Annotated in this window: 12 protein-coding genes and 1 tRNA gene; 2 read left to right on the top strand and 11 right to left on the bottom strand. The window is 37.1% G+C overall.

All coding sequences use genetic code 11. The annotated features are described in order from the left end of the window. Positions 1-118 precede the first annotated feature (118 nt). From F9B76_RS00620 to alr, 11 genes are all read right to left on the bottom strand, one after another. Positions 119-1,957, bottom strand: coding sequence for a Na/Pi cotransporter family protein (locus F9B76_RS00620; protein ID WP_159990343.1), 1,839 nt, complete (start codon positions 1,955-1,957; stop codon positions 119-121). A gap of 345 nt (positions 1,958-2,302) precedes the next feature. Next, a tRNA-Asn gene (locus tag F9B76_RS00615) sits at positions 2,303-2,377 on the bottom strand. Positions 2,378-2,581: 204 nt separating this feature from the next. Further along, the gene (rpiA, locus tag F9B76_RS00610) at positions 2,582-3,283 is read right to left on the bottom strand and encodes a ribose-5-phosphate isomerase RpiA (RefSeq protein WP_159990342.1); all 702 of its coding nucleotides are present in this window, start codon (positions 3,281-3,283) and stop codon (positions 2,582-2,584) included. 10 nt (positions 3,284-3,293) lie between these two features. Continuing rightward, the gene (locus F9B76_RS00605; RefSeq protein WP_243140651.1) at positions 3,294-3,641 is read right to left on the bottom strand and encodes a Spx/MgsR family RNA polymerase-binding regulatory protein; all 348 of its coding nucleotides are present in this window, start codon (positions 3,639-3,641) and stop codon (positions 3,294-3,296) included. 6 nt (positions 3,642-3,647) lie between these two features. Further along, positions 3,648-4,436: an ABC transporter permease subunit gene (locus tag F9B76_RS00600; protein WP_159990341.1), complete on the bottom strand. Its 789-nt coding sequence runs from the start codon at positions 4,434-4,436 to the stop codon at positions 3,648-3,650. Beyond that, a complete protein-coding gene (locus F9B76_RS00595; RefSeq protein ID WP_159992025.1) occupies positions 4,436-5,344 on the bottom strand; it encodes an ABC transporter permease subunit in 909 nt (302 codons plus the stop codon). The genes F9B76_RS00600 and F9B76_RS00595 overlap by 1 nt, the downstream gene beginning before the upstream one ends. Next, a complete protein-coding gene (locus tag F9B76_RS00590; RefSeq protein WP_159990340.1) occupies positions 5,344-6,468 on the bottom strand; it encodes an ABC transporter ATP-binding protein in 1,125 nt (374 codons plus the stop codon). The genes F9B76_RS00595 and F9B76_RS00590 overlap by 1 nt, the downstream gene beginning before the upstream one ends. A 196-nt stretch (positions 6,469-6,664) precedes the next feature. Next, the gene (locus tag F9B76_RS00585; protein ID WP_159990339.1) at positions 6,665-7,768 is read right to left on the bottom strand and encodes a polyamine ABC transporter substrate-binding protein; all 1,104 of its coding nucleotides are present in this window, start codon (positions 7,766-7,768) and stop codon (positions 6,665-6,667) included. A 176-nt stretch (positions 7,769-7,944) separates the two neighbouring features. Then, the gene (locus F9B76_RS00580; RefSeq protein ID WP_159990338.1) at positions 7,945-8,670 is read right to left on the bottom strand and encodes a 3-deoxy-D-manno-octulosonic acid kinase; all 726 of its coding nucleotides are present in this window, start codon (positions 8,668-8,670) and stop codon (positions 7,945-7,947) included. A gap of 92 nt (positions 8,671-8,762) precedes the next feature. Continuing rightward, positions 8,763-10,121, bottom strand: coding sequence for a DNA repair protein RadA (gene radA, locus F9B76_RS00575; protein WP_159990337.1), 1,359 nt, complete (start codon positions 10,119-10,121; stop codon positions 8,763-8,765). Positions 10,122-10,137: 16 nt separating this feature from the next. Continuing rightward, a complete protein-coding gene (gene alr, locus F9B76_RS00570) occupies positions 10,138-11,280 on the bottom strand; it encodes an alanine racemase (protein ID WP_159990336.1) in 1,143 nt (380 codons plus the stop codon). A 133-nt stretch (positions 11,281-11,413) separates the two neighbouring features. Here alr and cuyB point away from each other — a divergent pair, with 133 nt between their 5' ends. Then, complete coding sequence (gene cuyB / locus F9B76_RS00565; protein ID WP_159990335.1) at positions 11,414-12,106, top strand: cysteate racemase; 693 nt, start codon at positions 11,414-11,416, stop codon at positions 12,104-12,106. Between the two features lie 162 nt (positions 12,107-12,268). Next, a complete protein-coding gene (locus tag F9B76_RS00560) occupies positions 12,269-13,123 on the top strand; it encodes a squalene/phytoene synthase family protein (protein ID WP_159990334.1) in 855 nt (284 codons plus the stop codon). Positions 13,124-13,178 lie beyond the last annotated feature (55 nt).

Genomic DNA, 13,178 nt, shown 5'->3' with positions numbered 1-13,178 from the left:
AACCTTTATGTGCTGAACGATATATTCTTTCTTCCTATTTTGATAGACCCGCTATCAGTAAAAATATAGTGCATAGTGAATAATCAAAGGTGGGTTAAAAAGCAGCCCACCATACTTCCTATGCAGCCATACTTTCTTCTTGTTTATTAGAAAATAAAGTTACCCCTTCTGGTAAATGTTTTTTACTAAGCATTAATATATCCAGCAATTTTTGATCTACACGTCTAATATGATGGCTTTCATTAACTAAAATTTTAAAATCCGCTTGTTCAATAACTTTTTCCCTTAATTGATCTAAATATTCATTCTGAATGCACATTGCAAATTCTTGTACATGATATTGTAAGAATGTAAAGCTCTCATCCCACTCAGAAGAATGCACTGGCATAAAAGATAAACGGACAAAATAGCGTAATGACATAAATAGGTGCTGACGTAAGGTCAATAGTGGCTGATATAACACTGCTTGTGAATCAGATAAAGCACTATACATTGTTTTTTGGACACCCTTACCCTCTTTAACCGCATCTAAGCCATAGGAGCCAACAAGATAGAGTTGGAAAAGTTGATTTTTTACCTCTGGGCTAGTGACATTCATGCGACTGTTAAAACTTAAAATTTCACTAAATAAAGATTTAATTTCTTCCTCGTATAAACTTTTAGCATCCAATTTTAAAGGAGGTTGTGGTGGCAATAAAGTAGAATCATCCTCTTTAGCATACAGCTGTTGTATAGGAATATAGGCAGCATGGCACAATACCTCTAAGCATACCTCTATTAAATGACGTGTTTCGTAGAACATCGCCCTCATTGCCGTATCACCTGATAGCAACATATTATCATTCAAATAATGTGCTTTTACTGATGGTTCTACTTGCTCAGAAACAAGCGCTTCATCTTCTGGTAATAAATTTTTCTTAGGTTTATTAGGTAACCATTTACACAATAAGGCAGCTAATTTCTCTTGGTATCGCCAGAAAATTATCACCCCCATTGCATTAAATAAGGTATGAAATAAAGCTAATTGTAATAAATGATTTAATCCTAATGTATCACCAACCCACTTGGTAAAATCTGTCAACGGCATCCATAAAATAAGTGATAATGTTGCCGTTACCACATTAAAAATTAAATGGGCTAAGGCTAATCGCTGACCACTACGCGCACTTCCCAGCATACCAACTAACGCTGTTGAAAGACTAGACCCCACATTAGAACCAATCGCTAAAGCAAAAGACTGCTCTACACTAATCTGCCCGCCCGCTAAAGCTGCCAAGGTTAAAATCAACGTTGCATGAGTTGATTGGAGCACTATGGTCAAAAGTAAGCCAATCAAGGTAAATACAACAATATTCATTAAACCATCTAATTGATACGAGGTAAAATCTACTTGATTTCCAAGTGCATCAAATCCCTCTTTCAATGTATCAATACCCAGAAAGATCAGAGAAATACCGATAAAAACCCGACCAATAGATTTAATTCTTCCCTTAAAGAAAGAGGCAATAATCCCGAAAACAAATAATGGAATAGAGACAGGACTTAAACTAATACTTTTACCCAATAAGGCTAATAGCCAAATACCGCTTGTTGCGCCTAAATTTGTCCCCAAAATAATAGCAATACCACCAGCAAGACTAACTAAGCCAGTCCCTAAAAAAGCGATGGTTAATAAAGAAACCAATGTTGTCGATTGCAAAATAAAAGTCGCTACCATCCCAAAAAGCATCCCTCTAACAGGGGTAGCCGTACTTTTACTCATCAATCGCTCTAAGGTACTACCTGCTGCATTATTAAGCCCTTCTTCGATACATTGCATACCGAATAAAAATAATGCAAGTCCATAACAAAGTGTAAGCCACTCATTACTTACCCCAAAACTAATACCCAGCACAACAAAAATGAATAGTAATCCACCATATTTAATAAGACGGGACGTGGATAAATGATTGAGCATACGTAATTTTCCTAAAAAATAACACTATTAAATTTTTGGGTAACGATTTATTTAATATACTATTTACTCACACCTACTCACCCAAGGTGATAATGCTTATTAATTCAAGTAAATAATAAAAATACACTCAAAAGTTTAAATACGAAATAAACAGGAAATTATATCGCTGATTTGTATATTACAAAGTAATTCTACAAATAATTATGAAGAAAATTATTTTAAACCCAAATAATATATTAATAATTTGTATTTTATTACGTTTACGGATTAGCTAGGTTGAACCTAGATTTGGGATAAAACAATAAAAAAAGCACTTACTCGAAAAAGTAAGTGCTTTTAGAATTTTGGCTGCCCAGACTGGGATCGAACCAGTGACCAACGGATTAACAGTCCGCTGCTCTACCGCTGAGCTACTAGGCAGTGGTAAAGATGTAATTATGCCAATTTTTAGATTTCTTAGCAAGTATTAGTGTCTTTTTAATATTGGCATGTTGTTTTTTAGAAACATATAGCTAAACACTCACTCTATTTTTCCAAAAAGAAGACCTACTCCCAATACAGATTAGAAACACTATTTTCTCTTATTTCTCTATAGCATACCCTATAAAAGCATTATTTTTCTCATTATAAATACTGTAAAGACAGTGGTTGATGACTAAGCTGTTTTACCCCTTCTTGTGTACCTATAATCATGATAGTAGCAGGTGATAAAGCAAAGAAACCACAACATACAACACCCGGAATTTGGTTAATTGTTGATTCTAATTCTCTAGCATCTTCAACACTAAATCCCTCTACATCAATAATAGGATTACCATTATCAGTGATAAAACCCACACGTTGTCGAGCTACGCCACCTAATTTTTCAATCTGACGAGAAACGCTATTAATCGCCATAGGTAATACCTCAATCGGTAATTTAAATGCACCTAAACGCTCAACCAGCTTACTTTCATCCACAATACATACAAAGCGCTCCGCAACAGAAGCAACCATTTTTTCTCGTGTCAATGCACCACCACCTCCTTTAATCATTTGTAGCTGTGCATTAATCTCATCTGCCCCATCAACATAAACAGGCATAGATTCTACTTCATTTAAATCTAATACGAGAATACCATGATCAGCTAATCGCTTAGCACTACGTTCAGAACTAGCAACTGCCGCTTTAAACTGTTGCTTATGCTTAGCAAGCTCATCAATAAATAAATCAGCCGTAGAACCTGTTCCCACACCAATAACCGCTGTTGGGGATAATAACGGTAATATATACTCTACTGCTGCCTTAGCCACTTGTTCTTTGAGTGCTTGTTGTGAATATGCCATATTTACTTTCCTATTGTTTCAATAACTGAGTATATTCTATCTCATTAAACCCTAATAATATCGTTTGCTGATAAACCAATAAGGGTCTTTTCATCAACGATGGATAAGACTGTACTAATTTTATTAAATCCTGTGTGTCTGTTAAGGATTTTTGTTCATCAGATAACCCTCTCCATGTTTGAGAACGTTTATTTAACAAGCGATCCCAACCTAGCTGTTCTGCCCATTGCCGTAATTGCTCTGCACTTAATGCTGTTTGTCGAACATCATAGAAAGTAAAAGATAGCCCATGCGTAGAAAGCCATTGTTGGGCTTTCACGCAGGTACTACAATTTTTTAAACCAAAAATACTAATCATTATGTTTTATTTTTTCTGAAAACGGTTGGCAACAATAACCAATACCCCTACACCAATGATAAACAAGGTTGCCAAGGCATTTACTTCTGGTTTGATACCCAAACGAACTCTTGAGAATATCTCAACAGGTAAGGTCGTATAACCAGGGCCACTTAAAAAAGAGGCAATCACAACATCATCAAGTGACAAAGTAAATGCTAATAACCATGCTGCCACTAAAGCAGGGATAAGTAAAGGTAAGGTAATCGAGAAAAATACTTTTAAGGGTGTTGCCCCTAAATCTAAAGCAGCTTCTTCTAAAGAGCGATCCAACTCACGAACGCGAGAAGAAACGACAACAGAGACATATGCCACACAAAGCGTTACATGACCTAACCAGATCGTGAAAGAGCCATTTTCAGCAGGGAAACCAATTAAATGACGAATTTCAATCACCATCAATAAAATAGAAATCCCTAGAATCACATCAGGAATAACCAATGGTGCATTTAGCATACCAATATAAAGAGAAAAGCCTCTAAATGGTCCTTTTCTTGCCAATACATAGCCTGCCCATGTCCCTACAATTACCGCCATTGTGGCTGACATTACCGCAATTTTAAAGGATAACCAAGCCGCACTTAATAAAGCCGTATCTTCAAATAACCGCTCATACCATCGTAATGAAAAACCACTCCATGTTGATGATACAGCTGAGTCATTAAATGAAAAGACAACCATTGAGATAATAGGAATATATAAAAAGGCAAATCCAATCCCTAGAGAAAGCCATTTAAACCAACGTGTTGATCCCATTATTTATCCTCCTTCATGAGTTGTGCTTGGCTACGTTGATAAATTACTAAAGGTACTAAAAGTAATAGAATCATACATACCGCCACAGCTGCTGCAACAGGCCAATTAGAATCAGTAAAGTATTGATCCCACATCACTCGACCAATCATATACACATCTGTTCCACCTAATAACTCAGGAATCACATATTCACCTACTGTGGGGATAAATACGAGCATAGCACCCGAGATAACACCGGGCATAGATAAAGGCAATGTAATATGCCAAAATGTACTAAAAGGTTTTGCCCCTAAATCAGAAGCTGCATCTAATAAGCGTTGATCTAATTTAAGTAAGTTGGTATATAGCGGAAGAATAAAGAATGGCAAATAGGTATATACCATGCCAATATATACCGCAATATCTGTACGATAAAGCTCTATTGGCGTATCAATAATCCCTAACCACATTAAAGCATTGTTTAATAAACCCTCATTACGCAAGATACCAACCCAGGCATAAACACGCAGTAAAAGAGATGTCCAGAAAGGTAAAATCACCAACAATAGCAAAATATTACGCGTTTTCTCAGAGGCACGAGCAATATAATATGCCATAGGATAGCCTAATAAAATACAGACGATGGTGGTAATGGCTGCCATTTTTAATGAGTTTAAATAGGCATGAAAAAATAACCCATCTGTAAAGATAAGGATATATCCTTCTAAATGTAAGGCAAGACTAATAACCCCCTCTTTAAATTCAAGCAAATTAGAATAAGGTGGAATACCAAAAGTAGATTCCGCAAAACTAATTTTTAAAACAATTAAAAAGGGAACTAATAAAAATAACACTAACCAAGCAAACGGCGGAATAATCGCCATTTTATGTTGATCTGGCTTTAGGTTTTTAAAGGAAAAATTATTCATCATGATGGTAAGACCGTCCCACTATCTGGCCCCCAAGTCACATAGACCTCATCATCAATACCGGGAGGCTCTTCTTGTAATAAGCGTGTATTAGGCACACTTGCTTCAATCACTTTACCTGCATCTAACCGAATCTGATAGCGTAGGTAAGAACCCATCCATGCCACGTGTGTTACGATACCATGTCCCACATTGGTCTCATCTTCTGGCTGATCCCGTAAAACACGAATTTGTTCTGGACGAATGGAAACAAAAACCTCCATCCCCAATGGCTCTGAAACACCATGGTTTACATACATGGGACGCATTAATTCATCACTCTCAATAATAACGTGATCGGGTTCGTCAACGACAATCGTTCCTGTAAAAATATTGGTTGATCCAATAAAGCTTGCTACAAATTGTGAGTTGGGGAAAGTATAAACTTCATGAGGCGTACCATATTGGATAATTTCACCATCTGTCATCACTGCTAAGCGATGTGCCATCGTCATTGCCTCTTCTTGGTCATGCGTCACCATAATACACGTTACACCAACTGAATCCAAAATTTTGAGTAACTCTAACTGTGTTTTTTGACGAATTTGCTTATCCAATGCTGACATAGGCTCATCAAGCAGTAATAATTTAGGGCGTTTTACGAGACTGCGTGCTAAAGCAACGCGCTGTTGTTGCCCACCTGAAAGTTGTGATGGTTTGCGACGAGCATAGCCTGCCATTTGAACAAGGTCTAAGGCTTCAAATACACGATCATGAATTTCTTGCTTATCTACACCCTCTTGCTTTAAACCAAATGCTACATTAGCCTCAACTGTCATATGCGGAAATAAAGCATAGGATTGGAACATCATATTAACAGGACGTTTATAAGGTGGTATGGTAGAAATATCAACCCCATCTAAGAGAATTTGACCTGATGTAGGTTGCTCAAACCCAGCCAACATTCTCAACAAGGTTGATTTACCTGAACCTGAACTCCCTAATAAAGCAAAAATCTCATTACGTTTAACCGATAAATTAACTGATTTAACTGCAATCGTCTCACCAAAAATCTTCACCACATCAACTAATTTAACAAACTCATCTGTATCCGTTGATTGTGTCGTAAAGCGACCTTCTTCCATAATACTTTATCTTTCCTTTTATTAAATATCGTTAAGAATCTACTCTTTATCCATAACAGCTTACACGATACTATTTTCATATAGATAACAGTGTAATTACTATCTCATCTTTGTAGAAATGACGCTATTAAAAATAGCGTCATTTAATATTAATCCATAACTAAGTATTCTTCATGACGAATACTTAGTTCCGAGGTTATTTACCCGATTTCAACTCTGCCCATAAACGTGTTTGTAGGCGAAGTATTTGTAAAGATTGCGGTTTGATAACAAATAATGTTTTTGCCACTTCTGCATCAGGGTAAAGCATTTCGTTATTAGCAATCTCAGGTTTGACATAGTTACGCGCTATTTTATTAGCATTAGGATAAAACATTTGATTCGTAATCGCTGCATGTACCTCAGGATCTTCAATGTAGTTGATAAAAGCATGCGCTTCATCTACATTTTTAGCATCTTTGGCAATTGCCATTGTATCAAACCAAACAGGTGCACCACCTTTTGGAATAAAGTAATCCACTACAAATGGTTGTTTAGCTTCTTTAGCACGATCTGCACCAATGAGTACATCACCATTAAAACCATATACCATACATAAATCACCAGAGGCTAACTCATTAATATATCCTGATGAACTAAACTGGCGAATATAGGGGCGGATTTGTTTCAACACATTAAGTGCCTCACGGTAATCATCAGGATTGGTACTATTAGGATCTTTACCAATATAGTGTAGTACCGCAGGGAATACTTGTGCTGGTTCATCTAAAATAGAAATACCGCATTGCTTTAATTTAGCTGCATTTTCTGGTTTAAATAATAAGTCCCAGTCTGCTAAATCAACATCCTGACCAAGAATTTCTTTCGCCTTGGTCACATTAAAGCCTAAACCATCTGTCCCAAATCCCCATGGAATAAGGTATTCATTACCGGGATCAACTTGTGCCACAATAGCCATAATTTCTGGGTCTAAATGCTCCCAATTAGGAATCTTACTTTTGTCCAGTTTTTGCAATAAACCAGCTTCAATTTGGCGAGAAGCATAATGCGTAGAAGGAACAACTACATCATAACCTGATTTACCTGTCAGTAATTTGGCTTGTAAAATATCATTCGTATCATAGGTATCGTAACGTACCTTAATACCTGTACGTTTCTCAAAATCAGGGATCGTATCTTTTGTGGTATATTCTGCCCAGTTATACACATTAACAATTTTTTCTTGTGCATGAGCAATAGATAGTGAGGCAGCTAATACAGTTGCCACAACAGAAAGTTTACCTAAAAACTTAAATTTCATTGAATGCCCTCTATCTTAAAAAGGTATTAACGACACCTCCATCATCAGCGATGAAGTTCTCCGTAGTATTATTCATCATAATGAATAAATCACCATTATCAATTAAATTGAAATTTACTGGTGTTTTCTAATAATAAGGTTTTTTTCAAAAGTTGCACTATTTTTTTTCGATATGGTCAATATTTTTGTCGAATGTGTGTCATAAATGCAAACCCAAGCTCGCCAAGGACTTTTTTAAGGTGTCTTTCCAATCGATCTAAATTTGCCTCGCACCATTTACCTTGAGTCGTTTCTCGGCGACTTTTATCAAAATCAATTATATAAATTTTACCCTTATTATCTACTAAAATATTAAATGCATTAAGATCAGCATGATTGACCAATAAACAATGCATTTGCTTAATAACAGTGGCTACTTTCGTTGCATAATCTACATGCTCAGATGGAGATAAGGTTTTAATCACCTCCACTAAGGTTCTTGCCCCCTCAATCCTTTCTGTTATCAAAGCAGCTTCATAAAAGCAAGCATATCGCTTATACATAGCAGCAACCGGTCTTGGCACAGGGAAAGACTGTGTATATAAATACTGCATCATATCAAATTCTGCCCAAGAACGTGTCTCTAACGCATTTTTCCATACATAACGTTGATGGATAATTTTCCCAAGTAACCCCCCTCTTCGATATTGTCTCAATACGCCTGAAAATAAGGGATGTTCTACATACCATGCCGCATTTCTTCCTCCTGATGATACCGCTTGGATAGATTGATAAGGCGTATCTATAGAGGGATTTAATTGATCAATTGCTTGATTAAAAAGAAAAAAATGCTCATCAATTATAGATTGCCATTGCGGAACAACGCACCGAATACGCTTATCTTTATTAGCTACTAAACTCATTTGTTCCTTCACCTATCCTATCTTGCTCTATATGAGAAATAAAACTTTTACAGTACCTATTTTATATACTTTCAATCGCTCTTATTATTTACTTATCGTAAATAATTAACGACATCATCTAAGCGAGAAACAGGCCATAGTGTTAAACCATCAATCGTTTGTTTAGGCATATTATGCTTAGGAATCATAGCGATTTTAAATCCTAATTTTGCCGCTTCTTTTAAACGCTCTTGCCCTCTTGAGGCTGGTCGAATCTCTCCTGCCAAACCAATTTCACCAAAAGCAAAAAGTCCTTTGGGAAGAGGTTTATCACGCAAAGAAGAAATAATAGATAATAATACAGGCAAATCAGCGGCAGTTTCTGTAATACGGACACCGCCAACAGCATTCACAAAAACATCTTGATCAAAAGTAACAATACCTACATGGCGGTTTAAGACAGCTAAAAGCATGGCTAAACGTCCTCCGTCAATCCCCAAACTCAATCTTCTGGGATTAGGGACATGCGCATTATCAACCAATGCTTGTATTTCCACTAATAAAGGGCGTGTTCCCTCCTGTGTTGCCATCACACAGGATCCGGGAATATCCTCATTATGTTGCGAAAGAAAAATGGCTGAAGGGTTATTAATTCCTTTAAGCCCCTTATCAGTCATCGCAAAAACACCTAACTCATTCACCGCACCAAAACGATTTTTAAAAGCACGGATTAAGCGATGTGTTGAATCACTTTCTCCTTCAAAATATAAAACCGTATCAACAATATGCTCTAGCACTCTTGGACCAGCCAATGTTCCATCTTTGGTAACGTGTCCAATCATCACAATAGCAATACCATTTTGTTTTGCAATACGTGTCAGTTGAGCAGCACATTCTCGTACTTGAGAAACAGATCCAGGAGCCGCCGTCAGCTCACCTGAAAAAAGCGTTTGAATAGAGTCAATAACTGCTATCTTAGGACGTTCTGATTGTAAGGCAGTTTGAATCGCTTCTAATTGAATTTCAGCTAATAATTTAACATTTTTTGTTTCTAACTCTAATCGATTAGCTCTTAATGCCACTTGCTCTGCCGACTCTTCACCTGTTACATATAAAACATCATGCTGAATAGATAGATAGGATAATGCTTGAATTAAGAGAGTTGATTTACCTATCCCCGGATCACCCCCAATGAGAACAACACCACCGGGTACTAAACCACCCCCTAAAACACGGTCAAATTCTGATAAACCCGTTAGAATACGAGGAACTTCTGTCGCAACGACCTCTGAAAGGATTTTAATGGGAGCTGTTTGTGCCAAATGAGCAAAACGATTTTGATGAGCGGATGTACTTTTCTCAACAAACTCAACCATCGTATTCCACTGCTGACAATGGGGACAACGACCTTGCCATTTGGTACTTACACCACCACATTCTTGACATACAAAACTGGTTTTTGCCTTTGCCATTTTATTCCTTTAATCATTATTCAACAATTTGCAGAGGCACACGTTTTGCCAAATTACACATTAGCTCATAGCCAATACGCCCAGCACTATCTGCTACTTGGTCAATACTAGGCCCACCTTCACCCCACAATACCACCTTAGAATGTACACCCGCATTTGGAATATGCGTAATATCTACCGTTAGCATATCCATCGATACCCGACCAATAATTCGGCTATCTATACCATCTACCGTCACAGGCGTACCTAACTTGGCACTTCGAGGATAACCATCTGCATAGCCACAGGCAACTACCGCAATACGCATAGCTTCTGTTGCTGTAAAGGTAGAACCATACCCAATAGAAGCACCTTTTTGAATAGATTGCACCGCTAACACTCGTGCAGTCAATGTCATCACAGGTTTAAAAACGACATCAGGGATACCTTCTTTATCCGTTTGAAAGGGTGTTGAACCATAAAGACAAATGCCTGGGCGAATCCAATTTTCAGTTCCCACCAAGGCAAACTCAGGATAACGCAAACTCGCTGCTGAATTACACACACTTACCCTATTCCCAAATAAATCTTTAATACGGTTCATCTGTGCAAGCGATTCATCTACCGCATCATGGCATAAATCCGCATTAGCAAAATGCGTCATACAGCCTATACGCCCAACAATATTATTTTTTTGTAATTGATGTAATTGATCAAGAACATGAGATGCTCTACTGATATGAAATCCTAAGCGATTCATACCTGTATTAAATTTCACCATGACATCAATGGGTTTTCCAACTGCCTTTGCTTCTGATAACAGAGCCACTTGTTCATCATGGTGAATAGCGGTTGTTAATTGATAATGCTGTAAAAGGGGAATATCTGATGCATCAAAAAATCCCTCTAATAACAAAATCGGCTTATCCCACCCATTTTCTCGACATAATACTGCATCGGCTAAATCAATCATACCTAATGCATCAGCTTGTGCGAAACCTTTTATCGCATTAAGCGTACCATGACCATAAGCATTTGCTTTAATAACCGCTATTGTCATTACTTGTCGATGAGCATAAGCAAGTGAGGATTGTTGCACCTGTTGAATCCGTGATTTGACCTGTGCTAAGTTATATGCCATTGCCTCTGTAGAAATTGTTGCAAGTATTGGACGCGGCATTAAAAATCTCCTAAAACAATCCATTCATTATTTACTAAAGTTTATTATAACTTATCAACTATAACTAAACGCTACCAAGGATTATTTAGGTATATAATGACTGGTTTTAAGATACATAATTGGTTAAGCAGAAATGGAAAAAATTGTTGGTATTCTTGGAGGTATGGGTCCTGCAGCAACCGTTGATATGCTACAGAAATTTGTCGATCATACACCGGCAACAAGAGACCAAGAGCATATTCCGATATTAGTTTCCTCTATTCCAACTATTCCCGATCGTAGTGCCTCTATTTTAGGTGATGGTCCCTCTCCCTTACCTGCTATGCAAGAATATACGCAACGCTTAGTACAAGGTGGCGCTAAATGTATCCTTATTGCGTGTAATACCGCTCATTATTGGGATAAAGCCTTACAGGCACAATGTCCTGTACCTATTTTTAGTATGTTAGAAACAGCGGCTGAAGCAGCACTCAACCTCAATGCAACACAAATTGGGGTTTTAGCCTCTACCGCTACTATTGAAAAAGGTCTCTATCGCAGAGAACTTGAAAAACGAGGTTTACACTGTATAGAACCTGATCCCTACAATCAAAAAGCAGTATGGGAAAGCATTTGTGCCCTTAAAGCAGGGGATTTACCCAAAGCACGTACTTTAATGCAACATCAAAAAGAATTATTATTTCAAAAGGGTGCGGAAGTCATTATCCTAGGTTGTACAGAAATACCGATTATTTTGGCACAAGAGGCAGCAGAAACACCACATCGCTATATTGATGCAACACTTACCCTTGTACAACGTGCTATCGCCTGGTACAAAGAAAAATAATTAATACCAATTGCTAGTAACAGAAGATAATGCCTTAAATTAATATTCCTTGACTATATCATCTGGATTGAATTGATTAGCACTATTTATTCTATGGGCTTATTGCCCATTTTCCAATCATATCTTTTATAATAGGCTGTTCATTTTTTATCATGATGTATTATGGCTACTACACCCTCCATTCAATACTGCCAAGAAAAAACCTATCCTGTCGGCTCTAGTGCATATTATGCTTATTTATTTGTACCTGAAAAACAAAAAGAAACTATTCAAATACTTTATGCTTTCTTTAATGAAGTCACTCAAATCCTCTATACGGCTAGTGATAGTACCGTTGCAAGGGCAAAGATAGAGTGGTGGAAAAATGAAATTCACCAACTCTTCCAAGGAAAACCCGAACACCCCATTAGCCAAGCCTTAGTAGAGCCAATAAAGCAATATCAGCTAAGCCAACAGTTCTTTACTTATATTATTGAATCTGTTGAAATGGACTTAACCCATAATCGTTATTTGGATTGGGTAAGTCTCAAAAAGTTCTGCACCATGCAAACAGGTGCATTTACTTGCCTAATCACACAAGTATTAACCACCACAACAGAAGACAATATTCGATTTGCTCAACATATCGGTGTTGCACTACATTTTGCCTCATTCTTACAAAATATGGGGGCTGATGCACAACAAGGTCGTATTTATATCCCTATGGATTTTTTACGTCAACATAATGCGATAGCCGCTGATATCCTTAATGGACAACATACAGAGGCATTTCAGTCTTTAATGCAGGCGCAATATCTTTTTGTAAAGGATTTATTTAAAGAAGGTCTTACTTATCTTTCACCTGATCAACGTAAGACACTTCGTCCTATTCTTATTCAAATTAATTTAAGTTTAAAGTTACTAGCAACACTTTCAAAAGATAATTGGCAGGTACTTGATAAAAGTATGAGCCTAGCCCCTATTAGTCAATTATTTATTGCCACAAAAACATGGATAAGTAAACGAGTTTATTTATAGACAGATACTGTATTAATCAAACAATATTACTTCCTTATAAAAAAATCCACCAAAA

Source organism: Pelistega ratti, from assembly GCF_009833965.1.
In the GTDB taxonomy this organism is placed as follows: Bacteria; Pseudomonadota; Gammaproteobacteria; order Burkholderiales; family Burkholderiaceae_B; genus Taylorella; species Taylorella ratti.
Note: the sequence above shows the minus strand (reverse complement) of the source record. Positions and strands in the feature narration are given on the sequence as shown.

What these genes read in the sequence shown, in the direction of transcription:
- F9B76_RS00620 (WP_159990343.1), bottom strand. Translation starts at nt 1,957, where the DNA reads ATGCTCAATCATTTATCCACGTCCCGTCTTATTAAATATGGTGGATTA.
- rpiA (WP_159990342.1), bottom strand. Translation starts at nt 3,283, where the DNA reads ATGGCATATTCACAACAAGCACTCAAAGAACAAGTGGCTAAGGCAGCA.
- F9B76_RS00605 (WP_243140651.1), bottom strand. Translation starts at nt 3,641, where the DNA reads ATGATTAGTATTTTTGGTTTAAAAAATTGTAGTACCTGCGTGAAAGCC.
- F9B76_RS00600 (WP_159990341.1), bottom strand. Translation starts at nt 4,436, where the DNA reads ATGGGATCAACACGTTGGTTTAAATGGCTTTCTCTAGGGATTGGATTT.
- F9B76_RS00595 (WP_159992025.1), bottom strand. Translation starts at nt 5,344, where the DNA reads ATGAATAATTTTTCCTTTAAAAACCTAAAGCCAGATCAACATAAAATG.
- F9B76_RS00590 (WP_159990340.1), bottom strand. Translation starts at nt 6,468, where the DNA reads ATGGAAGAAGGTCGCTTTACGACACAATCAACGGATACAGATGAGTTT.
- F9B76_RS00585 (WP_159990339.1), bottom strand. Translation starts at nt 7,768, where the DNA reads ATGAAATTTAAGTTTTTAGGTAAACTTTCTGTTGTGGCAACTGTATTA.
- F9B76_RS00580 (WP_159990338.1), bottom strand. Translation starts at nt 8,670, where the DNA reads ATGAGTTTAGTAGCTAATAAAGATAAGCGTATTCGGTGCGTTGTTCCG.
- radA (WP_159990337.1), bottom strand. Translation starts at nt 10,121, where the DNA reads ATGGCAAAGGCAAAAACCAGTTTTGTATGTCAAGAATGTGGTGGTGTA.
- alr (WP_159990336.1), bottom strand. Translation starts at nt 11,280, where the DNA reads ATGCCGCGTCCAATACTTGCAACAATTTCTACAGAGGCAATGGCATAT.
- cuyB (WP_159990335.1), top strand. Translation starts at nt 11,414, where the DNA reads ATGGAAAAAATTGTTGGTATTCTTGGAGGTATGGGTCCTGCAGCAACC.
- F9B76_RS00560 (WP_159990334.1), top strand. Translation starts at nt 12,269, where the DNA reads ATGGCTACTACACCCTCCATTCAATACTGCCAAGAAAAAACCTATCCT.